The organism is Streptomyces sp. NPDC018000 (assembly GCF_044328025.1).
In the GTDB taxonomy this organism is placed as follows: domain Bacteria; phylum Actinomycetota; class Actinomycetes; order Streptomycetales; family Streptomycetaceae; genus Streptomyces.
On record NZ_JBIRGM010000010.1, the window covers coordinates 50,086 to 76,441 of the forward strand.

Annotated in this window: 26 protein-coding genes, 1 pseudogene and 1 riboswitch; of the genes and pseudogenes, 18 read left to right on the forward strand and 9 right to left on the reverse strand. The window is 67.4% G+C overall.

Features of this window, described 5'->3' with window-relative positions; genetic code table 11:
- Window positions 1-74: 74 nt before the first annotated feature.
- Window positions 75-965: a Scr1 family TA system antitoxin-like transcriptional regulator gene (locus ACH4EW_RS21060; RefSeq protein WP_398258990.1), complete on the reverse strand. Its 891-nt coding sequence runs from the start codon at window positions 963-965 to the stop codon at window positions 75-77.
- A gap of 150 nt (window positions 966-1,115) precedes the next feature.
- On the opposite strand from ACH4EW_RS21060, the gene ACH4EW_RS21065 reads away from it, so the two are divergent.
- On the forward strand, window positions 1,116-1,481 hold the full coding sequence (locus ACH4EW_RS21065; RefSeq protein ID WP_398258992.1) for a hypothetical protein: 366 nt from the start codon (window positions 1,116-1,118) through the stop codon (window positions 1,479-1,481).
- A gap of 144 nt (window positions 1,482-1,625) precedes the next feature.
- Here the strand turns inward: ACH4EW_RS21065 and ACH4EW_RS21070 are convergent, their stop codons facing one another.
- Entirely contained in the window at window positions 1,626-2,021 is a 396-nt protein-coding gene (locus tag ACH4EW_RS21070; protein WP_398258994.1) for a hypothetical protein, read from the reverse strand.
- A gap of 241 nt (window positions 2,022-2,262) precedes the next feature.
- The gene (locus tag ACH4EW_RS21075; RefSeq protein ID WP_398258996.1) at window positions 2,263-2,895 is read right to left on the reverse strand and encodes a DUF6368 family protein; all 633 of its coding nucleotides are present in this window, start codon (window positions 2,893-2,895) and stop codon (window positions 2,263-2,265) included.
- Here ACH4EW_RS21075 and ACH4EW_RS21080 point away from each other — a divergent pair.
- The 5 genes and pseudogenes from ACH4EW_RS21080 to ACH4EW_RS21100 form a co-directional block, all read left to right on the forward strand.
- Window positions 2,871-3,698 (forward strand): annotated as a pseudogene (locus ACH4EW_RS21080) (IS701 family transposase); the annotation flags it as partial. The gene ACH4EW_RS21075 and the pseudogene ACH4EW_RS21080 overlap by 25 nt on opposite strands.
- Window positions 3,699-3,970: 272 nt before the next feature.
- Window positions 3,971-4,870 carry a GNAT family N-acetyltransferase gene (locus tag ACH4EW_RS21085; RefSeq protein WP_398258998.1) on the forward strand — a complete coding sequence of 300 codons (900 nt, stop codon included), beginning with the start codon at window positions 3,971-3,973 and terminating at the stop codon, window positions 4,868-4,870.
- A 140-nt stretch (window positions 4,871-5,010) separates the two neighbouring features.
- On the forward strand, window positions 5,011-5,139 hold the full coding sequence (locus tag ACH4EW_RS21090; RefSeq protein ID WP_398259000.1) for a hypothetical protein: 129 nt from the start codon (window positions 5,011-5,013) through the stop codon (window positions 5,137-5,139).
- Window positions 5,140-5,395: 256 nt separating this feature from the next.
- Window positions 5,396-5,614 carry a reverse transcriptase domain-containing protein gene (locus ACH4EW_RS21095; protein WP_398259002.1) on the forward strand — a complete coding sequence of 73 codons (219 nt, stop codon included), beginning with the start codon at window positions 5,396-5,398 and terminating at the stop codon, window positions 5,612-5,614.
- Between the two features lie 35 nt (window positions 5,615-5,649).
- Window positions 5,650-6,417 (forward strand): reverse transcriptase domain-containing protein, encoded by a 768-nt coding sequence (locus tag ACH4EW_RS21100; RefSeq protein WP_398259249.1) that lies wholly within the window; start codon window positions 5,650-5,652, stop codon window positions 6,415-6,417.
- 180 nt (window positions 6,418-6,597) lie between these two features.
- Here ACH4EW_RS21100 and ACH4EW_RS21105 read toward each other — a convergent pair whose 3' ends face one another.
- Together ACH4EW_RS21105 and nadA are read right to left on the reverse strand one after the other, a co-directional pair.
- Window positions 6,598-7,017, reverse strand: a complete 420-nt coding sequence (locus tag ACH4EW_RS21105; RefSeq protein ID WP_398259004.1) for a hypothetical protein — start codon at window positions 7,015-7,017, stop codon at window positions 6,598-6,600.
- Window positions 7,018-7,201: 184 nt separating this feature from the next.
- Complete coding sequence (gene nadA, locus ACH4EW_RS21110) at window positions 7,202-8,410, reverse strand: quinolinate synthase NadA (protein WP_398259006.1); 1,209 nt, start codon at window positions 8,408-8,410, stop codon at window positions 7,202-7,204.
- A 223-nt stretch (window positions 8,411-8,633) separates the two neighbouring features.
- On the opposite strand from nadA, the gene erpA reads away from it, so the two are divergent.
- The gene (erpA, locus tag ACH4EW_RS21115) at window positions 8,634-8,990 is read left to right on the forward strand and encodes an iron-sulfur cluster insertion protein ErpA (protein ID WP_189540679.1); all 357 of its coding nucleotides are present in this window, start codon (window positions 8,634-8,636) and stop codon (window positions 8,988-8,990) included.
- Between the two features lie 108 nt (window positions 8,991-9,098).
- Here erpA and ACH4EW_RS21120 read toward each other — a convergent pair whose 3' ends face one another.
- Together ACH4EW_RS21120 and ACH4EW_RS21125 are read right to left on the reverse strand one after the other, a co-directional pair.
- Window positions 9,099-10,565 (reverse strand): hypothetical protein, encoded by a 1,467-nt coding sequence (locus ACH4EW_RS21120; protein WP_398259008.1) that lies wholly within the window; start codon window positions 10,563-10,565, stop codon window positions 9,099-9,101.
- A gap of 179 nt (window positions 10,566-10,744) precedes the next feature.
- Window positions 10,745-10,942 carry a hypothetical protein gene (locus ACH4EW_RS21125; RefSeq protein WP_093893628.1) on the reverse strand — a complete coding sequence of 66 codons (198 nt, stop codon included), beginning with the start codon at window positions 10,940-10,942 and terminating at the stop codon, window positions 10,745-10,747.
- Window positions 10,943-11,100: 158 nt separating this feature from the next.
- On the opposite strand from ACH4EW_RS21125, the gene ACH4EW_RS21130 reads away from it, so the two are divergent.
- On the forward strand, window positions 11,101-12,075 hold the full coding sequence (locus ACH4EW_RS21130) for a carbohydrate kinase family protein (RefSeq protein WP_398259010.1): 975 nt from the start codon (window positions 11,101-11,103) through the stop codon (window positions 12,073-12,075).
- A gap of 11 nt (window positions 12,076-12,086) precedes the next feature.
- Here the strand turns inward: ACH4EW_RS21130 and ACH4EW_RS21135 are convergent, their stop codons facing one another.
- Complete coding sequence (locus tag ACH4EW_RS21135; RefSeq protein ID WP_398259012.1) at window positions 12,087-13,469, reverse strand: cysteine desulfurase/sulfurtransferase TusA family protein; 1,383 nt, start codon at window positions 13,467-13,469, stop codon at window positions 12,087-12,089.
- Between the two features lie 422 nt (window positions 13,470-13,891).
- Here ACH4EW_RS21135 and coxB point away from each other — a divergent pair, with 422 nt between their 5' ends.
- The 4 genes from coxB (at window position 13,892) to ACH4EW_RS21155 (ending at window position 18,366) form a co-directional block, all read left to right on the forward strand.
- Window positions 13,892-14,854 carry a cytochrome c oxidase subunit II gene (coxB, locus tag ACH4EW_RS21140; RefSeq protein WP_398259014.1) on the forward strand — a complete coding sequence of 321 codons (963 nt, stop codon included), beginning with the start codon at window positions 13,892-13,894 and terminating at the stop codon, window positions 14,852-14,854.
- Window positions 14,851-16,587 (forward strand): cytochrome c oxidase subunit I, encoded by a 1,737-nt coding sequence (gene ctaD, locus ACH4EW_RS21145; protein WP_398259016.1) that lies wholly within the window; start codon window positions 14,851-14,853, stop codon window positions 16,585-16,587. The genes coxB and ctaD overlap by 4 nt, the downstream gene beginning before the upstream one ends.
- Window positions 16,584-16,982, forward strand: coding sequence for a cytochrome c oxidase subunit 4 (locus ACH4EW_RS21150; RefSeq protein ID WP_398259018.1), 399 nt, complete (start codon window positions 16,584-16,586; stop codon window positions 16,980-16,982). Before ctaD ends, ACH4EW_RS21150 begins: the two co-directional genes overlap by 4 nt.
- 118 nt (window positions 16,983-17,100) lie before the next feature.
- Window positions 17,101-18,366 carry an Ig-like domain-containing protein gene (locus tag ACH4EW_RS21155; RefSeq protein ID WP_398259020.1) on the forward strand — a complete coding sequence of 422 codons (1,266 nt, stop codon included), beginning with the start codon at window positions 17,101-17,103 and terminating at the stop codon, window positions 18,364-18,366.
- 84 nt (window positions 18,367-18,450) lie between these two features.
- Here ACH4EW_RS21155 and ACH4EW_RS21160 read toward each other — a convergent pair whose 3' ends face one another.
- Complete coding sequence (locus ACH4EW_RS21160) at window positions 18,451-18,852, reverse strand: hypothetical protein (protein ID WP_398259022.1); 402 nt, start codon at window positions 18,850-18,852, stop codon at window positions 18,451-18,453.
- A 187-nt stretch (window positions 18,853-19,039) separates the two neighbouring features.
- Between ACH4EW_RS21160 and ACH4EW_RS21165 the strand changes: the two genes are divergently transcribed.
- The 6 genes from ACH4EW_RS21165 (at window position 19,040) to ACH4EW_RS21190 (ending at window position 26,323) form a co-directional block, all read left to right on the forward strand.
- The gene (locus ACH4EW_RS21165; protein WP_398259024.1) at window positions 19,040-19,660 is read left to right on the forward strand and encodes a heme-copper oxidase subunit III; all 621 of its coding nucleotides are present in this window, start codon (window positions 19,040-19,042) and stop codon (window positions 19,658-19,660) included.
- A 62-nt stretch (window positions 19,661-19,722) separates the two neighbouring features.
- A complete protein-coding gene (locus ACH4EW_RS21170; protein WP_398259026.1) occupies window positions 19,723-20,532 on the forward strand; it encodes a c-type cytochrome in 810 nt (269 codons plus the stop codon).
- The gene (locus tag ACH4EW_RS21175) at window positions 20,529-21,581 is read left to right on the forward strand and encodes a Rieske 2Fe-2S domain-containing protein (RefSeq protein WP_398259028.1); all 1,053 of its coding nucleotides are present in this window, start codon (window positions 20,529-20,531) and stop codon (window positions 21,579-21,581) included. Before ACH4EW_RS21170 ends, ACH4EW_RS21175 begins: the two co-directional genes overlap by 4 nt.
- A complete protein-coding gene (locus tag ACH4EW_RS21180; RefSeq protein ID WP_398259030.1) occupies window positions 21,578-23,227 on the forward strand; it encodes a cytochrome bc complex cytochrome b subunit in 1,650 nt (549 codons plus the stop codon). The genes ACH4EW_RS21175 and ACH4EW_RS21180 overlap by 4 nt, the downstream gene beginning before the upstream one ends.
- A 202-nt stretch (window positions 23,228-23,429) precedes the next feature.
- Window positions 23,430-24,494, forward strand: coding sequence for an anthranilate phosphoribosyltransferase (gene trpD, locus ACH4EW_RS21185; RefSeq protein ID WP_398259032.1), 1,065 nt, complete (start codon window positions 23,430-23,432; stop codon window positions 24,492-24,494).
- A gap of 84 nt (window positions 24,495-24,578) precedes the next feature.
- Window positions 24,579-24,696: riboswitch (SAM riboswitch) on the forward strand.
- A 175-nt stretch (window positions 24,697-24,871) separates the two neighbouring features.
- Window positions 24,872-26,323: an aminotransferase class V-fold PLP-dependent enzyme gene (locus ACH4EW_RS21190; protein WP_398259034.1), complete on the forward strand. Its 1,452-nt coding sequence runs from the start codon at window positions 24,872-24,874 to the stop codon at window positions 26,321-26,323.
- The last annotated feature ends 33 nt before the right edge of the window (window positions 26,324-26,356 follow it).

The window sequence follows — 26,356 nt, forward strand, 5'->3', positions numbered from 1 at the left end:
TGAACGGCCTGTCCCACGCGGGAGTGTGGGACAGGCCGTTCACCCTTTCAGCAGTTTCTTTTCTTTCTCGCAACCTACTTGAGGGAGGAGACGAAGTCGTTCCAGGCCGGGGTGGGGATGAAGAGTGCGGGGCCGGTGGGGTTCTTGCTGTCGCGTACGGGGATGATGCCGGGGTGCGCCGACTCGGGCAGTGAGAGTGCATTGGCTCGCAGTACCTCGTACTGTCTCCGCCACTTCTCCACACTGTTCGGGTCCTCGTAGAGGTGACCGGCCTGGATGCCCTCCTCGTAGGCCACCCGCGTGCCGTCGGCGAGCGTCAGCAAAGTCAGCGCGCCGCCCATGAGCGAGTGGAGCCCCGCGCTGAACGGCATCACTTGAATATTACTGTCGGGAGTATCCACTTGGGCGAGCAATGAAGCCAGCTGCTCGCGCATGGCTGCAGGGCTGCCCATCTGCCTCCGCAGCGCGGCCTCGTCGATGATTGCCCACCGGAAAGGTGGCGCATCCGAGCGCTGTCTTTCCTGTCGAGACATCCGTGCCGCGACTCGTTGCTCAACTTGATCCTGGCTCAAGTCTTTTTGACAGCGGAGGAATTCGCGTGCGTATGCCTCGGTCTGGAGCAACCCGGGCAGGGCCTGAGCCCCGTACTGTTCTATAATTTCGGCTTTGGACTCGAAGTCCATGTACCGGCGGTACTGATCCGGGTGGATCTCCTTCTTGGCGAGCTCGTACAGCCCGTGGAAGTGCTTGTCCGTGCCGAACGCCGCGTCGAGCCGCCCTGGGATGTCCGGCGGCGGCATCAGCTCCGCCGTTTCGATCCGGGCGAGCGTGCTCTTGCTGGAGTTCAAGATGTCCGCCAGCTGTACGAGGGAGAGATCGGCGCGCTCGCGGTGGCGGCGCTGCTCGGAGCCGAAGTAGTGGCGGGCGGAGAGGTACGAGGTCAGGGGCTGAGGTTTGAACGTCATGGTGCGTGCCTTCCATTTGTCCCGCTCTCAACACCGGGACAGGGAGACTCTGTTGGTGCGATGCGTCGTAGCGCGACGATTGCGGCACACACGGTAACCAGCGTGTGCGGCCGGGCGCCAGGGCGCCCCTCGAACGGAGGTAGTGACGACATGATGTTCGACGCGAAGGGGCGAGCCATGCGGTTGCTCCCGTGGGTCAACCAGAGCGGGGCGCCGTGCTACCTGAGCACTGACGACCCGAAAAGCCGGATGTCGCGACTGGCCGACGAGGTGGAGGCGGATCTGCTCGACTCCGCCGAGTATGTACTGGCCGAGGCGCGGGCGTTGTTGGCGGAGACCGCGGTGGGGGAGCGGGAGTTGCGGTTCGCCGGAGTACGGCTCGCAGAGTCGCTGCGGGACACCCTGCGGATCGCCACGAGCCGGGGAGAGCGGCTGGAAGCAGGGCTCACGCTTGCGGAGGACGACGAAACCGGGGCTTACGCAACCGGGCACTGCTCTCGCACCAGCGGGGCTTGAGCGGCAAGCCCGGCCGGTATGCCGCTCACCACTGAGCGGTCGCCGCCGCCCGCGCCCTACGCACGCCGTAGCCACCGCGTACCCGTACGAAACAGGCCGGTGGGCCGCACCCCTGGAGAGGGTGCGGCCCACCGATGTTGTCACCTACGGTGTCGTCGCTTCGTCGACAGCCGTGACGATGCTCAACGCCATGGCGTCGAAGTTCTCCCTGAAGAAGCTGGTCTTGTCGTAGAACCCCTCCTCGGAGAACCCGCGGTTCGAGATGAACGTCGTGGCCACCGCGGTCAGCGCCGAGTGGATGACGTGCAGTTCGTGCGCCGTCAGGGTGAAGTCGCGGGTGGTCTTGTGATCACCCGTGAGCCTTTCGGCCAGGCGGTCGATCTCCTCCCGGTCCGCGTTCAGCTGTACGGCGACGGCCTCGTCGGAGTAACCCCACCCCTGGAGCGTCAGCAGTGCCTCGAGCATCAGGTCGGTCTGGGTCGACGTGAGGCGTGTCCTGAACGACCCGTCGGCCTCGGTCATCTTGATCTGCGTTCTCATGCCGGCCTGTTCTCCTCAGCTGGACGGAAGTGGATCGAACTTCGTCTGATGCAGGGGAGGCAGACTACGGGCGGACGCGGTCGGATCGAGACCCAGTGGGCCGACCCGGTACCGCGTGCCGTTGACCAGGTACAACGGGGCGTCCATCGCTGGGGCGGCCGACCCTCTCTCGCCGCATGATCAGGCAACCCGGCGAACGTTCCCGGTCACAGCACCACCTCCGCCGGGGATCTATCGTGGGCTACTTGACCAGCCGGAAGGCGGGGTGCCCGACCCAGGCCCGCAGGAACTCCGCCGTTCCCAGCGCCATCCAGTCGTCGTCCGCGATCCCCAACACCCCTGGAAGGTCAGCGACGACCGACGCCTGTCCGTCCAGCAGTTCGGCTTTGGTCACGCCCCCGATGACGTCCATGACAGCGGCGGTCAGCAGGGCCGTGGCCACGTGGTCGATCTCGCGATTGCAGCCGGCGCTGACATTGACGGCATGGGTCGGCCTGAAGCCGAGGATGGCCTCCACCTCGGGCTCGTCCGCATGCTCAGCCTCGAAGAGGCTCTCATCGCCGGCACCCGGCCCCATCAAGTAGACCAGGAAGGGCCGACGCCAGTCCTCGCGCTGCGGATTGAATCCCACCAGGGCCGTGAGCTCCTCGTCCGCTGAGGTGTTGCCGAGGAGTGGAAGCGAGAACGGCCTTCGCCAGTCCTCCTCTCGCCTGTCCTCGACGCCCAGTTGCTCTGCGGGCACGTTGACGTCGAAGAACCCGGGCCGCTTCTCGTCGAAGTGGGAGGAGAGCCCCACCATCAACGCGCGGAACTCCCGCAGCGCAGCCGGCGAGAGCGGCTCCGCCAACTCGATCACCAACGTCGGACCAGACATGCTGCCGGGCGGCCGGGCTCGGCGAGGACACCGACTTCGCGACCAAGCCGGAGCTGGCCCGCACGATGATCGAGCGGTTCCTGGACGCCGGACACCAGGTGGGCTGGGTCACGGGTGACGAGGTCTACGGCGGCAACCCGAAACTACGGTCCGCTCTGGAGGAACGCGGTATCGGCTATGTCCTCGCGGTGGCCTGCTCGGCCGCAGTGACCACCGGCGCGGGCACGTTCCGCGCCGACGCCCTGGCTGCGAAAGTGCCGAAGCGGGCCTGGCAGAAGCTCTCGGCCGGACGCGGTGCGAAGGGGCAGCGGTTCTACGACTGGGCCGTCATCGATCTCACCGAACCGGCACCGGGCGAGCACCGGCTCCTGGTCCGCCGCAACCGCACCACTGGCGAACTCGCCTACTACCGCTGTCATTCCACCGAGCCGGTGCCACTGGTCACCCTGGTCAGGGTCGCCGGCTCCAGGTGGCGCGTGGAGGAGACCTTCCAGACCGAGAAGGGGCTGACGGGGCTCGATGAGCACCAGGTCCGCCGCTATTCCTCCTGGGCCCGCTGGGTCACCCTCGCCATGCTCGCCCACGCCTTCCTCGCGGTGGTCCGCGCCGATGAACACGCCCGCCGTCCGGGACCGGCCGACCTGATCCCGCTGTCCTGCAACGAGATCCAGCGCCTGTTCATCACCGTCGCCCAGCCTCTCCACGACATGGCCCACCGACTCGGCTGGTCCGACTGGCGACGCCGCCATCAGCAGCGATCACGCACCAGCCACTACCAGCGACAAGTCGCATCCAGGACATGAAGATCACGATCTGCTGGAGTACTAAGGGCTCGCAGGCCATTGAGAGCGCTCTACATCGTCCCGCGAACGCCCTTCCCTTCCAAGGGTCGCAGAAATCCGTGGACGGACCCGCGGAAGATCACGTACCGTGTGGCTCCACGCCCTGAGATGAATGGAAGGAGGCGAGTGCCGTGCGGTTCACACCTTTCCAGCGCTCCCTTTTCCGCTATCCCGGCGTGGTTCGCGAGTTCTGACCGGGAGCGCTCCAAGCAGCCTGTATCCCGGAGGAATCCATGACCGATCCGGTCATCCGCGCGCTCTCCGCGAGCGACGCTCATCTCTTCGACGCACTCCCCGACCCACTGGGCGCCCGTGAAGGCCATCGGCGTACCCAGTTCCGCCCCGACTGGAAGCGCATCGTCCTGCGCGACGGCGAGGCCGTCGCACGCGGCGCGTGGTGGGGCGGCCCCGACGACTCGGAGCCCGTAAACATCAACTGGTTCGACGTGGCCGAGGGCGAGGAGGAGGCCGGAGCCGAGCTCCTGCGCTCCGCTCCCTGGCAGGTCGAACTCGAGATCAACCTGCCCGGCGGCTGGCGGGACAAGCCCGACCTGCGCGCCGGCGCCGAGACGCGCTTCGCCGCCGCACGAGCCGCCGGGTACGAACTCCTGGTGGAACGCTTCCTGTACCGCTGGACCCCGGAGCGAGGTCTGCCCGAGCGGCCCGGACGCCTGCGCTTCAGCGCCGAACCCGACGACACCGTGTTCTTCGACGCGTTGCGCCGCATCCACTCCGCCACCCTGGACGCCCACGCGCTCAGGGCCATCGAGGAAGGCGGCCTCGACCAGGCCGCCCAGGAGGAACTCGACTTCTTCCACTGGTGCCCCTCCCCGCGGGAGTGGTGGCAGATCGCGCACACGCCGGAGGGCGACCTGGCCGGCATCCACATCCCGGCCCACAACCCCTCCGGCCCGACCATCGGCTTCATCGGAGTCGTCCCGGAACAGCGCGGTCACGGCTACGCCTACGACCTCCTCGCGGAGTGCACCCACCTCCTCGTCGAGCAGGGCGCGGAGTTCATCAACGGAGCGACGGACCAGGCCAACTTCCCCATGGCCGCGAACTTCGCCAAGGCCGGCTTCCCCGTCATCAGGGAACGCATCAACTTCCACCCGGCGGGCCAAGCGGCCTAGCGAGGAGTAGCACGCGGTGCGAGCGGTCCGGTCCGAGGGCAGGCCCGGACCGCTTGCCAGTGCCCAGTGGCAGGCTGGCTGACCGTGGACCGACAGCGGGCGAAGCAGGCGCAGTTGGGGGCGACGGAAAGGTGTGGCACGTGCACGGCGACGGCGAGCCGGTCGGGGAGATCCTGATCGACGACGCCGACTTCCCGTGGCTGTCGGGCCGGCCGGGACCACACGAGCAAGATCACGATCTACGGCTGGAGGTGTGCCACGAACGCTGAGAGTGAGGTTGATGTAGGTAGAGACCCTGCTTGATGCGGTGCTGTGCGGAAGATGAAGGTTTGTGGTCCTTCGGCGTCGCCCTGCGGTGGGAGGCGTCAAAACGCCCCGAGCTGCGTTGGTTGAAGACCGTCGTGGTGAGCGTCCGGGGAAAAGGCGCTGATCAGGGGTCAGGGCCCGTCCTCCGGCACGTACTTCCCGCCGGATGTCAAAGCGGTGCCGATCCCCAAGGGCGGGGGTGGCACCAGGGTTTTGGGGGTGCCGACCGTCGCTGACAGGGTCGCGCAGACGGTGGTGGCCGCGTACCTGGCGGAGCGGGTGGAGCAGGTGTTCCACCCGGATTCCTTCGGGTATCGGCCGGGCAAGTCGGCGCTGGATGCGGTCAGGGTCTGCCGGGAGCGGTGTTGGCGGTTCGACTGGGTGGTCGAGTTCGACATCCGGAAGTTCTTCGAACCGTTCCGTGGGACAAGGTCGTAGCTGCGGTCGAGGTGCACACCGACGCCGGTTGGGTGGTGCTGTATGTCAAGCGGTGGCTGGCCGCTGGGCTGCGACTGCCCGATGGGTCCACAACTGAACGGGTAGAGGGCACGCCGCAGGGTTCTGCGGTGTCGCCCGTTTTGGCGAACCTGTTTCTGCATTATGCGTTCGACGCGTGGATGGTCCGGAAGTACCCGGGCTGCCCGTTCGAACGCTTCGCCGACGACGGGGTGGTCCACTGCCGTACGTCGGCGGAGGCAGAACGGGTTCTGGCCGCGCTGCGGTCCAGGATGGCCGAGGTCGGTCTGGAGTTGCATCCGGACAAGACCCGGATCGTGTACTGCAAGGACGACAACCGACGGGGCCGGTTTCCGGTCTGCGAGTTCACGTTCCTGGGGTTCACGTTCCGGCCGCGAGGAGCTAAGGACAAGCACGGGGTGATGTTCACCGCGTTCCTGCCCGCGATCAGTAAGCAAGCCCTGAAGAAGCTGAGTAGGAAGGTGCGGTCCTGGCGACTGCACCAGCGCACCGCGGAGGAGTCAGCCGATCTGGCCCGGATGGTCAATCCGGTGGTCCGGGGATGGATGAACTACTACGGGCGCTTCTACCGCTCGGCGCTGTATCCGCTGCTCGACCGCATCAACGCCTACCTGTTGCGATGGATCCAGAAGAAGTACCGGACCGGGATGAAGCAGGCCCTGCGGTGGCCGGCCGAGGGCCACACACGCCGCCCGAAGTACTTCGCTCACTGGACCTGGGTGACCCCGGCAGGGTCGAGGACCAGGACGACAAGAGCCGTATGACGGGAGACTGTCACGTACGGTTCCGTGGGAGCCCGGGGGTGAGATTCCCCCGGGCGACCCGACTACCAGTTTGATCGGCTCCGCCACCGCTCAAATTGTTCCCACACCGAATCCAGCCGATCCGAGCACCGACGCCGCCAACCCGGCGAACCTATGCGGTCAGAGCACTGGATCAGATATCTAGGGGCGAGTAGCTGCAGCAGGGATGCCGGACTTCCGAAGCGTGCGGGCCAGGTGTTCCATCTCGGGAAGCGTTCCTGAGTAGTCACCATCCAACACACGGCGCAGCACAGCCCTGGCGTTCACCAGGTCAATGCCGAGCTCGGCCCGCAGCACGCGCATCAAGGCGACGTTCCTCACCGGCGGAGTGCTCACCTGCAGCCTCGCGGGTCCATGCTCGGAGAGCATCTGATTCCGCCGCTCTGCCGGCACGGCGCCACCGCACACGACTACCGCAAATCCACAGGTGGAACAGGTTGACTCAACGTCCCAGCGCAACTGGCCATCCACCAGGGCCTGAACTCCCCAGCACTCCAGCGCAGCACCGCAGTCCTGGCACACGGCGAAGTACCTGACGGATTCAAAAACTGCCTGCTCCATCCACAGCCCCCAACCGAGATGAGGTTAAACGACACCAGATTGTCGACCCTGCTGCGCTGTGTCATCCGGCCCACCCCCCGTACCTGTGCAAGCTGTGAGTACAGCAGTGTAGGTACGGGAGGGGCACCCCTGTGCCGGACAGGACAAAATCGGCCTGTCCGGCCCTCCCGGTGCACGGAACCGGCTACGGCAGCGCCAGCATCCGCTCCAGCGCCAGCTTCGCGTACTCCTCCGTCTCCGGGTCGACCTCGATCCGGTTGACCAGGTTCCCCTCGGCGAGCGACTCCAGGGCCCACACCAGGTGCGGCAGGTCGATCCGGTTCATCGTCGAGCAGAAGCACACCGTCTTGTCGAGGAAGACGATCTCCTTGTCCTCGGCCGCGAACCGGTTCGCCAGGCGGCGCACCAGGTTCAGCTCGGTGCCGATCGCCCACTTCGAGCCGGCCGGCGCCGCCTCCAAGGCCTTGATGATGTACTCCGTCGAGCCGACGTAGTCCGCCGCGGCCACGACCTCGTGCTTGCACTCGGGGTGCACCAGCACATTGACGCCCGGAATCCGCTCGCGCACATCGTTGACGGACTCGACGGAGAAGCGCCCGTGCACCGAGCAGTGCCCGCGCCACAGGATCATCCTGGCGTTGCGAATCTCCTCGGCGGTGAGGCCGCCGTTCGGCTTGTGCGGGTTGTAGACGACGCAGTCCTCCAGAGACATCCCCATGTCCCGGACCGCGGTGTTCCGCCCCAGGTGCTGGTCGGGGAGGAAGAGGACCTTGACTGCCGAGGGCTCCCCCTGCTCGAAGGCCCAGTCCAGCGCGCGCTTCGCGTTGGACGAGGTACAGATCGTGCCGCCGTGCCGCCCGGTGAAGGCCTTGATGTCGGCGGAGGAGTTCATGTACGAGACGGGTACGACGTGCTCGGCGACCCCCGCCTCGGTCAGCACGTCCCAGCACTCGGCGACCTGCTCGGCGGTGGCCATGTCGGCCATGGAGCAGCCCGCGGCCAGGTCCGGCAGCACGACCTTCTGATCGTCGTTGGTCAGGATGTCCGCGGACTCGGCCATGAAGTGCACACCGCAGAAGACGATGTATTCCGCCTCCGGGCGCGCGGCGGCGTCCCGGGCGAGCTTGAACGAGTCGCCGGTGACGTCCGCGAACTGGATGACCTCGTCGCGCTGGTAGTGGTGGCCGAGGACGAACACCTTGTCCCCGAGCTTCTCCTTGGCCGCGCGGGCACGCTCCACCAGGTCCGGGTCGGAGGGGGATGGCAGGTCGCCGGGGCACTCGACGCCGCGCTCGCTCCTTGGGTCGGCCTCGCGGCCGAGCAGGAGCAGCGCGAGGGGCGTCGGCTGGACGTCGAGATCCTGGACGGGGTGGGCCGTGGTCACGTCACGCACCCTTTCTTCTCTGCGGAGGAGCCTTTTCGTCGAAATGACGTTATCTATCATAACCGCTTTATGTCACTTTGACGATGGCGATAGTGTCGATGTGACGCATCCCCCGGGATACCCGGTGTGCGAGCATGAATGGAACAGGCAAGCGCTTGGCCCGGAATGAATCCGTGGTCCCGTCGGTTGCAACGTCGGCAAGCAGTCTCCGTACAACCAGGGAGAGAAGCAGATGTCCGTATCGGACGAGACCACCACCGTGAGCGACGGCATCCTCCTGTCCGACGCCGCCGCAGCCAAGGTCAAGAGCCTGCTGGAGCAGGAAGGCCGTGACGACCTGGCGCTGCGCGTCGCCGTTCAGCCCGGCGGCTGCTCGGGCCTGCGCTACCAGCTCTTCTTCGACGAGCGTTCGCTCGACGGCGATGTCGTGAAGGACTTCGACGGCGTCAAGGTCGTCACCGACCGGATGAGCGCTCCGTACCTGGGTGGCGCCTCCATCGACTTCGTCGACACCATCGAGAAGCAGGGCTTCACGATCGACAACCCGAACGCGACGGGCTCCTGCGCCTGCGGCGACTCCTTCAGCTAGGCCCTGAAGGCGGCGGAAGAACAGCAGAACGGCGGCGGCCTCGGATTCGATTCCGGGGCCGCCGTCGTCGTCGTGCGCGGGGGGCTGCCGTACGCAGGGGTCAAGACGTCAGGCGCGGGGCACGGCACCGCCCGACGCCGCGTCGACCACCGTCCGGTCACCGAGCGGGGCGTCCAGCGTCACCGTCCGGGTCAGCTCCTCGGCGAGCATGACGCAGACCTTGTCATCGGCCGGCTTCGACTCCGTCACCGTCACCCGCACCGTGTTCCCGTCCTCGGTCGCGCTCGCCGCGTACTTACTGCACACCCCGCCCCAGAACGACACCGACAGGGTCCGCCCGTCGGTGCTGTACGACAGGATCTGACGCGGGGCCCCCTCGGTGTTCCCCGGGGGCGGGGTGTTCGCGGACGGTGCGTCCTGCGCCAGATACGCGGGGTCCACGGCGATCTGCGACACGGTGGCACCCGTGCCGCCCGCGGCCGGCCGTACCGAGAAGAGCCAGGACGGTACGAGCGTCTGCTCGCCCGCCACGTACTGCTTGGTCAGTCCGAACACCGCCTTGTCGACCGTCACGGTCGTCGTCGGCCGCTCCGCCCCGGTCCGCGTCCCGCAGTGGATTTCTGGCGGCTTCAGGCCGTCCTGCAGCGGTACGGGAGTGGCGCACCCGCCGACGTCCTCGCGCCCGTCCGTCCGGGACGCTGCCCCGTTCAGCTGCTTCAGTGCCTCGCCCGCGCTGATCACCGGATAGCTGTCGCCCTTCGCCGGACCCTTCAACTGTCCACTGCCGCCGACCACTTCACCGCCCGAACCCACTTGGATCCCGGTCGACCAGCCGTAGGTCGGAAGTCCGTCCACCACCGGGTCGGCGTTCACCACCCGTACCGAACCCATGAGTTGGCGGGTGTCGAGAGCGGAGTCGCCCTGCTCCACCGCCTTCAGGACCGGTGCCGCGGCAGCCCTGGCGGCACTTTCGCTCACCGGGGAGCCGCTGCCGCCCAGGGTCGGTTCCTTGCTCGAACAGACTGTGGCGCTCTCGCAGTTGTCCGTACCGCCGGAGCCGTACCGGGCGAAGCTCCAGGTGCCCGGAGCCTGCTTGTTCACCCGGAGCACCGGGCCCGAGCCGTCCCCGTCGGACCCCACTTTCCAGGAGGTTCCCTCCGCCCGCGGCGTGCCCTGCACCCCCAGCGCCTTCGCCAGCCGGGCCACCTCCGCCTCGGTGACCGTTCCCCGCGCGCGGTGCACCGCGGCCGTACGCGGCCCCTCGGGAAGCTTGCCGGTCACGCGGTAGACGACCCGGCCGCCGTTCGGATCGGGCTCACCGATCGCGATGCCCCGGGAGGGCCCGTCGGGTGCCGTCGGGTCGCCCGCGCGCCCGTCCAGGGCCAGCGGGGGAGGGGTGCGCTCCCCACTGCCCGCCGCACTGTCACTGCTCCTGCCGCCGCCGTCCGCGGCGGTCGCGGCCCAGTACGCACCGCCGCCCCCGGCCAGCAGTACGGCTGCCGCCACCGAGGCCGCGGCGAGCGGCGAACGCCGTCGGGGGCCGGTCACGTCGTTGTCGGATCGCTCGGTGCTCACCGGATCGCTCCTTCGCCTGCATCGCCGTCACAGGCCTTCACCCGGCCTGCCGTCCGTCCCCGCGGGTGGGGACAACGGTGGGACGGGGCACAGGAGCTCACGGTTCCCTCAGGGGTGCCGGACGCGATCGGCGCCCATCTCGGCCGCCGTATGCCGGACTCGGCCGCCGTATGCCGGTCTCAGTCGCCGTATTCGGACATGGCGTCGATCAGCCGGGCGGACGCGGCGGGCACGGTAACCCCATGAATCAGGGACGGCGCCACCCGAACGGGGGCAGACTTCGCGGGGACCACCCAGTGCGGAGCCATCCGTGCGCAGTCACCGCGCAGCTCGGCCAGGCTGATCTCGGACTCGCGTGTGGCGCTGTGGTTCGACATAACCGCACCGTAGGCACCGCACGCCTCGGGGAGAAAGACCTACTATCGGGTAGTTTCTCCCTTCGGGGCGAGTGCGGGGAACAGGTAGCGTGAACTGTCACGCCGCCCCGGGAACGCAGTCACCCGTTCCCCCCGATCTCCGCAGGAGCAGTCTCCCCGTGCGAATCGCAGTCACCGGCTCCATCGCCACCGATCACCTCATGACCTTTCCCGGCCGATTTGCCGACCAGCTGGTCGCGGATCAGCTGCACACGGTCTCGCTCTCCTTCCTGGTCGACAACCTCGACGTGCGCCGGGGCGGTGTCGCCGCCAATATCTGTTTCGGCATGGGTCTGCTGGGCACGAACCCGATCCTGGTCGGTGCCGCGGGCTCCGACTTCGACGAGTACCGCGCCTGGCTCGACCGCCATGGCGTCGACACCGGTTCGGTCCGGATCTCCGAGGTCCTGCACACCGCCCGGTTCGTCTGCACCACGGATGCCGACCACAACCAGATCGGCTCCTTCTACACGGGCGCGATGAGCGAGGCCCGGCTCATCGAGCTGAAGGCCGTCGCCGACCGTGTCGGCGGCCTCGACCTCGTCTCGATCGGCGCCGACGACCCCGAGGGGATGCTCCGGCACACCGAGGAGTGCCGCTCCCGCGGAATCCCGTTCGCCGCTGACTTCTCGCAGCAGATCGCCCGGATGGACGGCGACGAGATCCGGATCCTCCTCGACGGCGCCACGTACCTCTTCTCCAACGAGTACGAGAAGGGGCTCATCGAGTCCAAGACCGGCTGGAGCGACGAGGAGATCCTGGCCAAGGTCGGCCACCGGGTCACCACGCTGGGCGCCCGCGGTGTCCGGATCGAGCGGGCCGGCCAAGAGACGATCGAGGTCGGCTGCCCGGAGGAGGAGATCAAGGCCGACCCGACCGGCGTCGGCGACGCCTTCCGGGCCGGTTTCCTCTCCGGTCTCGCCTGGGGCGTCGGTCTGGAACGCGCCGCCCAGGTCGGCTGCATGCTTGCCACCCTGGTCATCGAGACGGTCGGCACCCAGGAGTACACCCTGCGCCGCGCCCACTTCATGGACCGCTTCACCAAGGCGTACGGCCACGACGCCGCCGCCGAGGTCCGCACGCACCTGGGCTGATCCGGAGAAGCTCAGGCCAGCCGGCGGACCACATAGGCCGAGCCACGGTCCGCCGGCTCCTCGCCCACGTACTCCTGCTCGCGCATCGCGCACCAGGCCGGGATGTCCAGGCGTGCCGCCTCGTCGTCGGAGAGTACGGTCACCGTCCCTCCCAGCGGCACCTCCCCGATCACCTTTGCGAGCTCGATCACGGGGACCGGGCAGCGCTTCCCGAGGGCGTCGACGACCAGGGACGCGGTCCCGGCAGGGGAGAGGGAGGTCGAAACGGGCGCCCCCAGCCTCGCCCGCACCTCTGCCACTGTCCGGGGCAGCACGTCCAGGAAGCGCTCGACCTCCTCGTCCGCGGTCCCGGTCGGCAGTGACACCCGTACGTTTCCCTCCGACAGCACCCCCATCGCCGTGAGCACATGGCTCGGCGCCAGCGTGCTGCTGGTGCAGGACGAACCGGATGACACGGAGAATCCGACCCGGTCCAGTTCCTGGAGCAATGTCTCTCCGTCGGCATAGAGACAGGAGAAGGTCACCAGATGCGGCAGCCGCCGCACCGGATCACCGACCACCTCCACATCGGGCACCAGTTGCGGCACCCGGGCCCTGATGCGGTCCACCAGGGCCCGCAGTCGCACGGACTGTGCCGCCGCCTCCGCCCGCACCGCCCGCAGCGATGCCGCCGCGGCCACGATCGCCGGAAGGTTCTCGAAACCCGCGGCCCGCCCCGACTCCCGTTCGTCGGCCGGTCCCTGGGCCGCGAACCGCACCCCCTTGCGTACCGCCAGCAGCCCGACACCCGAGGGCCCGCCCCACTTGTGGGCGCTGGCCGCCAGCAGTGACCAGCCGTCCGGCGCGGGGCCCCAGCCCAGTGACTGAGCGGCGTCCACCAGCAGCGGCACCCCCGCCGTCCGACAGGCCTGTGCGACCTCGGCCACCGGCTGCTCGGTGCCGACCTCGTGATTGGCGGACTGCAGACACGCCAGCGCGGTGTCCTCGCGCAGCACATCCGCGTACGCCGCCGCGCTCACCGCCCCCGACCGGTCCACCGCGACCTCGGAGACCGATCCGCCCTGCGCCTCATGGGCGGCGGCCGAATGGAGCACCGACGAGTGTTCCACCGCGGAAACGACCAGATGGCGGCCGACACGCCGCCGTCCCGCGAGAGCCCCGGAAATTCCGGAGTGCACCGCTTGCGTCCCCGAAGGAGTGAACGTGAGCTCGTCCGGACGGCACCCGACGGCCTCCGCGGCGGCCTCCCGGGCCGCGTCCAGCAACAGCCGGGCCCGCCGCCCTTCGCGATAGAGCCTGCCCGGGTCGGCCCACCCCTCGTCGAGCGCGGCAAGCAGCGCCTGGCGTGCGACGGGGTGCAGGGGAGCGGAGGATGCGGCGTCGAAGTAGGGCACACGACCACGCTAAGGGCTGTCCCCGTAATCCCTGGCGGGCGCGCGACGACAGCCACGGCACCTCGCCGCGTTGTCGGGGCGTCCGCATACATCCAGTATGCGGACGCCCCTCCGCCTTGCGATGCACCGCATCTGACGCCGCGCGCTGATCCGCCAGGGATTACGGGACAGCCCTTGGCCCGCGCCCGGGAGGGGCCGCCCGTCCAGTCAGGAGAGGGGGCGTCAGATGGTGGCCGGAGGCCCGTATTCCACCCCTTCGGGGAGTCGGACGGCGCGTTGGGCACCCTCCCCGCGCGACCCCAAATAGCGTCCAGTAGGGTTTGGTCCGCATAAACATCCAAACCCCTGCCCGCGTCAGGGGGGCGACCGACCAGACAGACGGCCGCGCCGATGCGCGGGCGAGACTCTCGGGAAGGCGCTACGTGAGTCCCAACGGCTCCGACCGCTCGTCGCGGCGCCCGATGCGGCGGAAGCTGCCGCAGGTGCTGACTGCGGGCCTGATCCTGGCGACCGCCACCGGTTGCACATACAAGGACTTTCCCCGCCTTGGTATGCCTACGCCGGTAACGGAAGAGGCACCACGGATCCTTTCTCTCTGGCAGGGCTCGTGGGCGGCAGCGCTCGTCACGGGCGTGCTGGTCTGGGGCCTGATCCTGTGGAGCGTCATCTTCCACCGGCGCAGCCGCACCAAGGTCGAGGTTCCTCCGCAGACCAGGTACAACATGCCCATCGAGGCGCTGTACACCGTCGTCCCTCTGATCATCGTCTCGGTGTTTTTCTACTTCACCGCGCGCGATCAATCGAAGCTCCTCGAGCTTTCCCCGAAGCCTGCCCACACCATCAACGTGGTCGGCTATCAGTGGAGCTGGGCCTTCAACTACATCGAGAACGTGGACGGCTCGACCGCCACGGGCAGCGAGAACTCCAAGGAGCTCGACGCCATCCCCGACCGGTACCGGGATGAATTCCCCAAGGGTGCGGAGGGCGTCTACGACTACGGCGTCCCGGGCACCCGGAACCCGCAGAACGGCAACCCGGGTCCGACCCTGTGGCTGCCGAAGGGCGAGAAGGTCCGCTTCGTTCTGACTTCGCGTGACGTCATCCACTCCTTCTGGGTGGTTCCGTTCCTCATGAAGCAGGACGTCATTCCGGGCCACACCAACGCCTTCGAGGTGACTCCCACCCAGGAGGGCACCTTCATGGGCAAGTGCGCCGAGCTCTGCGGCGTCGATCATTCCCGGATGCTCTTCAACGTCAAGGTCGTCTCCCCGGAGCGCTACGAGGCGCACCTCAAGGAGCTGGCGAAGAAGGGCCAGACGGGCTACGTGCCGGCCGGCATCGCGCAGACTGACCCGGCCAGGAATGCGGAGACGAACAAACTGTGAGCATCCTCAACGAACCTCAGGGTGCCGCGGCAGCAGACGACTCGTACGAGGACGAGCTGCCGGTCCGGCGCAAGAAGCCGGGAAACGTCGTCGTCAAGTGGCTGACCACCACTGACCACAAGACGATCGGCACGATGTACCTGGTCACGTCGTTCGCGTTCTTCTGCATCGGCGGTCTGATGGCGCTCTTCATGCGCGCCGAACTGGCCCGTCCCGGCACGCAGATCATGTCGAACGAGCAGTTCAACCAGGCGTTCACGATGCACGGCACGATCATGCTGCTGATGTTCGCGACGCCGCTGTTCGCCGGATTCGCGAACTGGATGATGCCGCTGCAGATCGGTGCGCCCGACGTGGCGTTCCCGCGGCTGAACATGTTCGCCTACTGGCTGTACCTCTTCGGCTCGCTCATCGCGGTGGCCGGCTTCCTCACCCCGCAGGGTGCGGCCGACTTCGGCTGGTTCGCCTACTCCCCGCTGACCGACGCGGTCCGCTCGCCGGGCATCGGTGGCGACATGTGGATCATGGGTCTGGCCTTCTCCGGCTTCGGCACGATCCTCGGTTCGGTCAACTTCATCACCACGATCATCTGCATGCGTGCCCCCGGCATGACGATGTTCCGCATGCCGATCTTCACCTGGAACGTCCTGCTGACCGGTGTGCTGGTCCTGCTGGCCTTCCCGGTTCTCGCCGCCGCGCTCTTCGCGCTGGAGTTCGACCGTAAATTCGGTGCGCACATCTTCGACGCGGCCAATGGCGGGGCATTGCTCTGGCAGCACCTCTTCTGGTTCTTCGGCCATCCAGAGGTGTACATCATCGCCCTGCCGTTCTTCGGAATCATTTCCGAGATCATTCCGGTGTTCAGCCGGAAGCCGATGTTCGGCTACATCGGTCTGATCAGTGCCACGATCGCCATCGCGGGTCTTTCCGTGACGGTGTGGGCGCACCACATGTACGCCACCGGCGGTGTGCTGTTGCCATTCTTCTCCTTCATGACGTTCCTCATCGCGGTACCAACCGGGGTGAAGTTCTTCAACTGGATCGGCACGATGTGGAAGGGGTCCTTGTCATTCGAGACCCCGATGCTCTGGTCGATCGGCTTCCTGATCACCTTCACCTTCGGTGGTCTGACCGGTGTGATCCTGGCGTCGCCCCCGCTGGACTTCCACGTCACGGACTCGTACTTCGTCGTCGCGCACTTCCACTACGTCATCTTCGGCACCGTGGTCTTCGCGATGTTCGCCGGATTCCACTTCTGGTGGCCGAAGTTCACCGGCAAGATGCTGGACGAACGGCTCGGCAAGATCACGTTCTGGACGCTGTTCGTGGGCTTCCACGGCACGTTCCTGGTGCAGCACTGGCTGGGTGCCGAGGGCATGCCGCGTCGTTACGCGGACTACCTCGCCGCCGACGGCTTCACCGCGCTGAACACGATCTCGACGATCGCCTCGTTCCTGCTCGGCCTGTCGATGCTGCCGTTCTTCTACAACGTGTGGAAGACGGCCAAGTACGGCAAGAAGATCGAGGTCGACGACCCGTGGGGCTACGGCCGTTCGCTGGAGTGGGCGACCTCCTGCCCGCCGCCGCGGCACAACTTCCTCACGCTGCCGCGGATCCGTTCCGAATCCCCGGCGTTCGACCTGCATCACCCGGAGATCGCGGCGCTCGAGCAGCTGGAGCACCACTCCGCGGATGACAAGGCCCTCGCCGGCGGCAAGGAGACGGGCAAGTGAAGATCCAGGGAAAGATGTTCCTCTGGCTGAGCGTCTTCATGCTCGCCATGGCCATCACGTACGGCGTGTGGTCGAAGGAGCCGGTCGGCACCACCGCGCTCTTCCTGGGCTTCGGCCTGAGCGTCATGATCGGCTTCTACCTGGCCTTCACGGCGCAGCGGGTCGACGCCATGGCTCAGGACAACAAGGAAGCCGACATCGCGGACGAGGCCGGCGAGGTGGGGTTCTTCTCCCCGCACAGCTGGCAGCCGCTCTCGCTGGCCTTCGGCAGTGCTCTCGCCTTCCTGGGCATCATCTTCGGCTGGTGGCTGCTCTACTTCTCGGCCCCGATGATCCTGATCGGTCTGTTCGGCTGGGTCTTCGAGTACTACCGCGGTGAGAACCGCACCCAGTGACAGTGAGTCACCGCTCCACCTGACGGGGGGCTTGTACTTCTCCACCAAAAGAAGTACAGGCCCCCCGTTTGCAGTGATATTCCGCGCTAATAGGGATGAATCTCCATAGCGTGTGTTCATGAACCACACGCCGCGCTTCCGCCCCGTAGTGAGCTGCACTCTGCTGGTCGTGACCCTGGTCGCAGGTGTGACCGCCTGCGGAGGGTCCAATGGCCACCCGCTCGCCGCGAAACCGTACGACGCGGCGGACGAGATCTCCGCCAACGTTCCCGAGGGCGACGACAAGGCCGACTCCGACAAGCCCCTCGAAGTAGCCGTCAACGGCGACGACGGCCGGATCACGGATGTGTCGGCCGTGGACGCGACCGGACGCCATCTGGCCGGCGAGCTCGACGCCGACGGGCAGCGCTGGCACTCCACCTCCCCGCTCGCCGCCGGCACCCGCTACACCGTCCGGGTCAGCATGGAGGACGGCGACGGCGCCCCGGGCAGCCGCACGCTCTCCTTCGAGACCGCCTCCGCCGAGGCCGGCAAGAAGCTCCTGAAGGTCGCCTTCGGCCCTGAGGCGGGCACCTACGGCGTCGGACAGCCCGTCACGGCGGAACTCAGCGCTCCGGTCAAGGACAAGGCGTCCAGGGCCATCGTGGAGCGCGCCCTGCGGGTCCGCTCCAAGCCCGCTGTGACCGGCTCCTGGTACTGGGTCGACGACAAGAACCTGCACTACCGCCCCAAGGACTACTGGCCCGCCAAGGCCACCATCGACGTCACCAGCGGCCTGGCGGGCATCAAGGTCACCGACACGCTGTACGGAGCCCCCACGAAGGCGCTGAAGCTCACCACGGGCGACCGTGTCGAGGCCATCACCGACGCCGCCGCGCACACGATGACCGTCAAGCGCGACGGGAAAGTGATCAACACCATTCCGGTGACCACCGGCAAGCCCGGCTTCTCCACCCGAAACGGCGTCAAGGTTGTGCTGAGCAAGGAGTACTCCGTGCGCATGCGCGGCGAGACGATCGGTATCTCGGCGAGCTCGTCCGACTCGTACGACCTGCAGGTCTACTACGCGACCCGGGTCACCTGGAGCGGCGAGTACGTGCACGCGGCCCCCTGGTCCACCGGCGCGCAGGGGTACGCGAACGTCAGCCACGGCTGTACGGGCATGAGCACCAGCCTGGCCCAGTGGTTCTTCAACATCGTGCGCCCGGGCGACATCGTCCAGGTCGTCGGCAGCCAGGGCGAGACGATGACGCCGTTCGGCAACGGCTACGGCGACTGGAACCTGTCCTGGGAGAAATGGCAGCAGGGCAGCGCCCTGCAGAAGAACGACGCCTCGGACCGCACGGACACGATCCAGGCGGCGCGACTGCGCCCCGAGGTCTGACCGGCCCGGGGAGTGCGCTGCCCCTCAGTGGGACTGCGGACGGAACCGCGTCCGCTCTCCGATCGAAGGTCGCCCGACAGGCTCTCAGGCGCCCACGCAGTCCCTGCTGCGCAGCAGGGCTGCCAGGGCGTCCGCGAACTCGACCGGTTCGACCGGCAGGGTCACCGCGGCGTCCGCACGGCTCCAGGTGGCCAGCCAGGCGTCCTGCGGGCGTCCGATCAGCAGCAGTACGGGCGGGCAGTGGAAGATCTCGTCCTTGATCTGCCGGCAGACGCCCATGCCGCCCGCGGGTGCCGTCTCGCCGTCCAGCACACAGACATCGATGCCGCCGTTGTCCAGTGCCTCCAGGACGGCGGGCAGGGTGGCGCACTCAAGGAACTCCAGCGGCGGCACATCGGCCGCGGGCCTGCGCCCGGCTGCCAGCCTCACCTGCTCACGGGTGTTGGCGTCGTCGCTGTAGACCAGGACCGTGGCGGTCGGCTGCATTGTTCCTCCGTGACATCTGTGTCTTCGGGGCTTTCGGGGCATGAACCGATGCGCGGATCGTACTCCGCCCGATGGCCTGTCAGCACCGCCTGGGACAGCGGATTCATGGACCGTTCGGGGAAGGCACATCCTGTTGACACACCGAACGGCACCCCCCGGAGTGAGGGCGGGATAAGGGACCGACATAATGTCGGTCGTGGCGACAGCAACGACAGTAGAAGCCGGGCACGCGCACCCGTCGGTCAATCGACCGAACCTCACCAGCGTCGGAACCATCATCTGGTTGAGTTCCGAGCTGATGTTCTTCGCGGCCCTCTTTGCGATGTACTTCACCCTGCGATCGGTGATGGGACCGGACCACTGGGAGGAAATGGCTTCGTACCTGAACTTCCCGTTCTCCGCGACGAACACCACGATCCTGGTGCTCTCCTCACTCACCTGCCAGCTCGGCGTCTTCGCCGCGGAGCGGGGCGACGTGAAGAAGCTCCGTACCTGGTTCGTGATCACTTTCGTGATGGGCGCGATCTTCATCGGAGGCCAGATCTTCGAGTACACCGAGCTGGTGAAGGAGCACGGCCTCTCGCTGTCCTCCGACCCGTACGGCTCGGTGTTCTACCTGACGACGGGCTTCCACGGGCTGCACGTGACAGGCGGTCTCATCGCCTTCCTGCTCGTACTGGGCAGGACATACGCAGCCAAGAGGTTCACCCACGAACAGGCGACCGCCGCCATCGTCGTGTCCTATTACTGGCACTTCGTCGATGTCGTATGGATCGGCCTCTTCGCCACGATCTACATGATCAAGTAACCGGGCTCGAACCCGAACCACATCCAGCATCGACGCAGAAGATCCTGACACCGGGGTAATCCGTGAAAAAGCTCTCCGCACGACGACGCCATCCGTTGGCGGCGGTCGTCGTACTACTCCTCGCGCTGGCGGCCACTGGGGGGCTGTACGCCGCGTTTGCGCCTGCGAGCAAGGCGCAGGCCGACGACACCGCCCAGTCCCTCGCCATCGATGAGGGCAAGAAGCTGTATTCCGTCGGTTGCGCCAGCTGCCACGGAACCGGCGGTCAGGGCAGCACCGACGGGCCGAGCCTGGTCGGCGTGGGCTCCGCCGCCGTGGACTTCCAGGTCGGTACGGGCCGTATGCCGGCGCAGCAGCCGGGCGCCCAGGTACCGAAGAAGAAGGTCATCTACACCCAGGCCGAGATCGACCAGCTCGCGGCGTACATCGCGTCGCTCGGCGCCGGTCCGATCGTTCCGACCGAGAGTCAGGTCAGCCCTGACGGTGCGGACGTCGCCAAGGGTGGCGAACTGTTCCGTACCAACTGCGCACAGTGCCACAACTTCACCGGTCAGGGTGGTGCGCTGACGAACGGCAAGTACGCGCCCGGCCTTAAGGATGTGGAACCGAAGCACATCTACGAGGCCATGCAGACCGGCCCGCAGAGCATGCCGTCCTTCCCGGACACGACGATGCCCGAGCAGGAGAAGCGGGACATCATCGCGTACGTCAAGGCCGTGAACAGTGACCAGACGGAGAACCCGGGTGGTCTCGCGCTGGGTGGCCTGGGGCCGGTCAGCGAGGGCTTGTTCGCCTGGATCTTCGGGCTCGGCGCACTGATCGCAGTTGCCATTTGGGTCGCGGCCCACACCGCTAAGGCCAAGAAGTCATGAGTAGCCAAGAGATTCCAGACGAGAACCTGCCCGCTGAGCAGGGCGCCGCGCACGCCGCGGTAGAGGTGGCGGAAGACCCGTTCGCCGACCCGGGGCTGCCGGCCCACAAGCCGCGCATCCAGGACATCGACGAACGGGCCGCGAAGCGCTCCGAGCGCGCCGTCGCGTTGATGTTCACGCTGTCCATGCTGGCGACGATCGGCTTCATCGCCTCGTACGTCATCTTCCCGGTCGACAAGATCGTGTACATCTGGCCCTTCGGCCATGTGAGCGCGCTCAACTTCTCCCTGGGTCTGACCCTGGGTGTGGCCCTCTTCACGATCGGCGCCGGTGCCGTTCACTGGGCGCGCACCCTGATGTCCGACGTGGAGGTCGCCGACGACCGGCACCCCATCGAGGCCGAGCCCGAGGTCAAGGCGAAGGTCCTCGCGGACTTCGCGGCAGGTGCCGAGGAGTCCGCGTTCGGCCGGCGCAAGCTGATCCGCAACACCATGTTCGGAGCGCTGGCCCTGGTGCCGCTCTCCGGTGTGGTATTGCTGCGCGACCTCGGTCCGCTGCCGGAGAAGAAGCTCCGCAAGACCCTGTGGGCCAAGGGCAAGCAGCTCATCAACATGAACACGATGGAGCCGCTGCGTCCCGAGGACGTCGCCGTCGGTTCGCTGACCTTCGCCATGCCCGAGGGCCTGGATGAGCACGCGGAGGACTTCCAGAACCAGATCGCCAAGGCCGCGCTGATGATCATCCGTATCGAGCCGGCGAACATCAAGGACAAGCGCGAGCGCGAGTGGGCACACGAGGGAATCGTGGCCTTCTCCAAGATCTGCACTCACGTCGGCTGCCCGATCAGCCTGTACGAGCAGCAGACGCACCACGTGCTCTGCCCGTGCCACCAGTCCACCTTCGACCTCTCCGACGGCGCCCGCGTCATCTTCGGTCCGGCCGGTCACGCCCTTCCGCAGCTGCGGATCGGTGTGAACAGTGAGGGCAACCTCGAGGCGCTCGGCGACTTCGAAGAGCCCGTCGGTCCTGCATTCTGGGAGCGCGGATGAGTACTGCGACGACGAACACATCCGGTGCCGCCGCACCGGGCAATCGCAAGGCGCCCGCCGGCGAGCGGGTGGCCGACTGGGCGGACGGCCGGCTCGGGATCTACTCCCTGGCCAAGGCCAACATGCGCAAGATCTTCCCGGACCACTGGTCCTTCATGCTCGGTGAGATCGCCCTTTACAGCTTCATCATCATCATCATCACGGGTGTGTATCTGACGCTGTTCTTCCACCCGAGCATGAACGAAGTCGTGTACCACGGCTCGTACGAGCCGATGCAGGGCATCAAGATGTCCGAGGCATACGCCTCGACGCTGGACATCAGCTTCGACGTCCGCGGTGGTCTGCTGGTTCGCCAGATCCACCACTGGGCCGCGCTGATCTTCCTGGCCGGCATGTTCGTGCACATGATGCGCGTCTTCTTCACGGGTGCGTTCCGCAAGCCGCGTGAGATCAACTGGCTGTTCGGCTTCCTGCTGTTCGTGCTGGGTATGTTCACCGGCTTCACCGGCTACTCGCTCCCGGACGACCTGCTCTCCGGTACGGGTGTCCGCTTCACCCAGGGCGCGATCCTGTCGATGCCGGTCGTCGGCACGTACATCTCGATGTTCCTGTTCGGCGGAGAGTTCCCCGGCCACGACATCGTCGCCCGGTTCTACTCGATCCACATCCTGCTGCTGCCGGGCATCATGCTCGGCCTGCTGGTGGCGCACCTGATCCTGGTCTTCTACCACAAGCACACGCAGTTCGCGGGTCCCGGCCGCACCAACAAGAACGTCGTCGGCATGCCGCTGCTGCCGGTGTACATGGCGAAGGCCGGTGGCTTCTTCTTCCTGGTCTTCGGCATCATCGCCATCATCGCGGCCATCGTCACGATCAACCCGATCTGGTCCATCGGCCCGTACCGCCCGGATCAGGTGTCCACCGGTGCCCAGCCCGACTGGTACATGGGCTTCGCCGAGGGTCTGATCCGAGTGATGCCTGGCTGGGAGATCAACATCTGGGGTCACACGCTCGTCCTGGGTGTGTTCATCCCGCTGATGGCCTTCGGACTGGTACTCGCGGTCATCGCGGTCTACCCGTTCATCGAGTCCTGGATCACCGGGGACAAGCGCGAGCACCACATCCTGGACCGCCCGCGCAACGCCCCGACCCGGACGGCCTTCGGCGTCGCCTGGATCACCGAGTACGTCATCGTCTTCATCGGCGGTGGCAACGACCTGTGGGCCACGCACTTCCACCTGTCGCTGAACGCCATCTCCTGGTTCGTCCGGATCTTCATTTTCGTCGGCCCGGTCATCGCGTTCATCGTCACCAAGCGGATCTGCCTGGGGCTCCAGCGCCGCGACAAGGAGAAGGTGCTGCACGGGCGCGAGTCCGGCATGATCAAGCGCCTGCCGCACGGTGAGTTCGTCGAGATCCACGAGCCGCTCGGCCCCGAGCAGCTGCACACGCTCACCGCGCACGAGCAGTACAAGCCGGTCGAGATCGGCCCGACGGTCGACGAGAACGGTGTCGAGCGCAAGGTGTCCGCACTGCAGAAGCTGCGGGCCAGGCTCAGCAAGGGCTACTACGGCGAGAACAACCAGATCGCCAAGCCCACCGCCGAGGAGTACAAGGAGATCACCAGCGGCCACGGTCACCACTGATCGACTGAACTGATCGCCACAGCAGGAGCCCCGTCCATCCGATGGACGGGGCTCTTCGCTGTCCCCGGCGCTCGATAGGGTGGGGTAAGACCGACTCGCACATGGGGGTGGGAGCAGGAGCGTGCCCGGCCCCGCGACGCCGCCCCCCATTTGTTGGTCGGCCTGAACCCCATTTACTGGCTGTGGACCCCAGGAGCGGACCATGAACGTTGTGACCCCGGTCGGCGGCGACAGCGTGGCGGACCGTTCCTGGCCCGGCGTGCTGAACCCGCTGCTGCGCGGCGAGAACCTGACCGCGGACGACACCGCATGGGCGATGGACCGCATCATGAGCGGTGAGGCGACCGATGTGCAGATCGCCGGGTTCGCGGTTGCCCTGCGCGCCAAGGGAGAGACGGTCGAGGAGGTGTCCGGCCTGGTGCGCGCGATGTACGAGCACGCCAACACCATCCGCGTACCCGGTCGTACGGTCGACATCGTCGGTACCGGCGGCGACCTCGCCAAGACGGTCAACATCTCCACAATGTCGGCGATCGTCGTCGCGGGTGCCGGCGCCAAGGTCGTCAAGCACGGCAACCGCGCCTCCTCGTCGGCGAGCGGCTCCTCCGATGTGCTGGAGAAGCTCGGCGTCAATCTGGAGCTCAGTGCGCAACGGGTCGTCGAGGTCGCCGAGGAGGCGGGCATCACCTTCTGCTTCGCGGTGAAGTTCCACCCTGCCCTTCGCCACGCCGCCAGGGCCCGCAAGGAGCTCGGCGCCCCGACGACGTTCAACATCCTCGGGCCGCTCACCAACCCGGCCGACGTGCGCTCCCAGGCCATCGGCGTCGCCGACCTGCGGATGGCGCCCATCGTCGCCGGTGTCCTTGCCGAGCGCGGCAATTCGGCGCTGGTCTTCCGTGGCGACGACGGCCTGGACGAGTTGGCGACGACCTCGACCTCGCGCGTCTGGGTGGTCCGGGACGGATCGGTGCGCGAGGAGGCGTTCGACCCGCGCGATGTCGGTCTGGAGCTGGTGCCGGCCCAGGCGCTGCGCGGTGCCGACGCCTCGTACAACGCGGATGTGGCCCGCCGGGTGCTGGCCGGCGAACGAGGGGCCGTACGGGAGGCCGTGCTGCTCAATTCGGCGGCGGCGCTGGTTGCGCTGGATCCGACGGACGACACGCTGAACGAGCAGCTCGCCGCCGGGATCGCGAAGGCCGCCGAGTCCATCGACTCGGGGGCGGCCCGGCAGGCACTGGAGCGCTGGGTGGCGGCCAGCAACGCCTGACCGGACGGAATGGTGACGCGGGGCGCGGTCCAGATCTTGGACCGCGCCTTGCGCGTTGATGGACGTATGGCAAGATGCTGGGCAGGTCATGAGTGACAGCGACTACGGCCCCGGCCCGCTGTCCGGCAACCCTCCGTCCGTGGCGGGGTGCCCCGGGTGAAGACCAGGCCGTAGGCAGCGAGGTCTGCGGCAAGCGCGGGCCCCTCGGCATCTGTGAATGCCAGCCCCCGGGGTCCTGGTCCCTAGGGAGTCTCTTGTGAGCACGCGAATGCGATAGGGCTTCTCGGCCCTCCTCCGCACACTCTTCTTCACTTTCTGCTGCGCTGCCGCGTATCCGCCGGCGCATGCAATTCGCCTGCCTGTTACGGGAGTTCACCATGTCTGTCTTCACCGCTGCCGCCAACCAGTCGCTTTGTACCCCTCTGCCGGTTCTGGGTGAGGATGTAACGGTTCCGCTGGTCACGGGTGGTGAAGTCACGTACGCCGCTCTCGACTACGCCGCCAGTGCCCCGGCCCTGCGGCGCGTCTGGGACGACGTGGCCGCGTACGCCCCGTACTACGGCAGCGTCCACCGCGGCGCCGGGTACCTCTCGCAGCTCTCCACGGACCTCTTCGAGAACAGCCGCGCGACCGTCGCGGAGTTCCTCGGCTGTCGCGCCGACGACCAGGTGATCTTCACCCGGTCGACCACCGACTCACTCAACCTGCTGGCCGCCGTCATTCCCGCCGACTGTCAGGTCTTCGTGTACGAGACCGAGCACCACGCCTCGCTGCTGCCGTGGCGCGACGCCCGGGTGACCTACCTGAACGCCCCGCGCACCCCGGCCCAGGTTGTCGAGACGCTGGAGCGGGCGCTCGCCGATCGTGACCCCTCCCCAAGCTCTCAACTCCGTTCGAGCAGGGGAGGCCCCATTGGCCCCGCGCTGGTCTGCGTCACCGGCGCCTCCAACGTCACCGGCGAGCTGTGGCCGGTCAAGGAGCTGGCGGCTGCCGCGCACGCGCACGGTGCCCGGATCGTGCTGGACGCCGCGCAGCTCGCCCCGCACCACCCCGTCGACATCGCCGGGCTGGACGTCGACTGGGTCGCCTTCTCCGGACACAAGCTGTACGCGCCGTTCGGCTCCGGTGTGCTGGCGGGCCGGGCCGACTGGCTGCAGGATGCCGAGCCGTACCTGGCCGGCGGCGGGGCCTCGCGCAAGGTCGCCCGCCGCACCGACGGCGGTGTCGACGTCGAGTGGCACTCCACGGCCGCCCGTCACGAGGCCGGTTCTCCCAATGTCATCGGCGCGTACTCCATCGCCTCTGCCTGCAGGGCGCTGACCGAGGCGGGCTTCGACAACCTGGTCGCCCGGGAGCAGCGCCTCGTCACCGCGGTCCGGGCCGGTCTCGCCGACGTCCCCGAGGTCAAGGTGCTCTCGCTGTTCGGCGACGACGCTCCACGGGTCGGCGTCATCTCCTTCGTGGTGGAGGGCTGGAACAGCTCACACTTCGCCGCCGTGCTCTCCGCCGAGTACGGAATCGGGGTCCGCGACGGACTGTTCTGTGCCCATCCGCTGGTCCGGACCCTGCTGGGCAGCGACCCGCAGGAGGTCGGCGAGTGCGGCGCGCCCGAAGCCGGGCCGGGCGAGATCCCCCGGTCTCGAACTGGCTCGACCGGGGGGACCCCCTCGCTCAACGCGATCCGGGTGAGCTTCGGCGCCGGTACGCCGGACGAGCACATCGAGCGATTCGTCCGCGCGGTCAAGGAGCTGGTGAGCAAGGGCGCCCAGTGGAAGTACCGCACCGAGGACGGCCGCTGCGTCCCGGACCCGGGCGCAGCGCAGCTCTGAAAAGCACGCAGCACTTCGGCGGGGTGGGGGGGG

Bases quoted from the DNA above. Each gene is read 5' to 3' on its own strand.
- trpD (WP_398259032.1), top strand. From the start codon at position 23,430: ATGAACGTTGTGACCCCGGTCGGCGGCGACAGCGTGGCGGACCGTTCC.
- ACH4EW_RS21070 (WP_398258994.1), bottom strand. From the start codon at position 2,021: ATGAGAACGCAGATCAAGATGACCGAGGCCGACGGGTCGTTCAGGACA.
- ACH4EW_RS21065 (WP_398258992.1), top strand. From the start codon at position 1,116: ATGATGTTCGACGCGAAGGGGCGAGCCATGCGGTTGCTCCCGTGGGTC.
- ACH4EW_RS21075 (WP_398258996.1), bottom strand. From the start codon at position 2,895: ATGTCTGGTCCGACGTTGGTGATCGAGTTGGCGGAGCCGCTCTCGCCG.
- ACH4EW_RS21160 (WP_398259022.1), bottom strand. From the start codon at position 18,852: ATGCAGCCGACCGCCACGGTCCTGGTCTACAGCGACGACGCCAACACC.
- erpA (WP_189540679.1), top strand. From the start codon at position 8,634: ATGTCCGTATCGGACGAGACCACCACCGTGAGCGACGGCATCCTCCTG.
- ACH4EW_RS21175 (WP_398259028.1), top strand. From the start codon at position 20,529: ATGAGTAGCCAAGAGATTCCAGACGAGAACCTGCCCGCTGAGCAGGGC.
- ACH4EW_RS21105 (WP_398259004.1), bottom strand. From the start codon at position 7,017: ATGGAGCAGGCAGTTTTTGAATCCGTCAGGTACTTCGCCGTGTGCCAG.
- ACH4EW_RS21125 (WP_093893628.1), bottom strand. From the start codon at position 10,942: ATGTCGAACCACAGCGCCACACGCGAGTCCGAGATCAGCCTGGCCGAG.
- ACH4EW_RS21180 (WP_398259030.1), top strand. From the start codon at position 21,578: ATGAGTACTGCGACGACGAACACATCCGGTGCCGCCGCACCGGGCAAT.
- ACH4EW_RS21060 (WP_398258990.1), bottom strand. From the start codon at position 965: ATGACGTTCAAACCTCAGCCCCTGACCTCGTACCTCTCCGCCCGCCAC.
- ACH4EW_RS21155 (WP_398259020.1), top strand. From the start codon at position 17,101: ATGAACCACACGCCGCGCTTCCGCCCCGTAGTGAGCTGCACTCTGCTG.
- ACH4EW_RS21165 (WP_398259024.1), top strand. From the start codon at position 19,040: ATGTCGGTCGTGGCGACAGCAACGACAGTAGAAGCCGGGCACGCGCAC.
- ACH4EW_RS21190 (WP_398259034.1), top strand. From the start codon at position 24,872: ATGTCTGTCTTCACCGCTGCCGCCAACCAGTCGCTTTGTACCCCTCTG.
- ACH4EW_RS21085 (WP_398258998.1), top strand. From the start codon at position 3,971: ATGACCGATCCGGTCATCCGCGCGCTCTCCGCGAGCGACGCTCATCTC.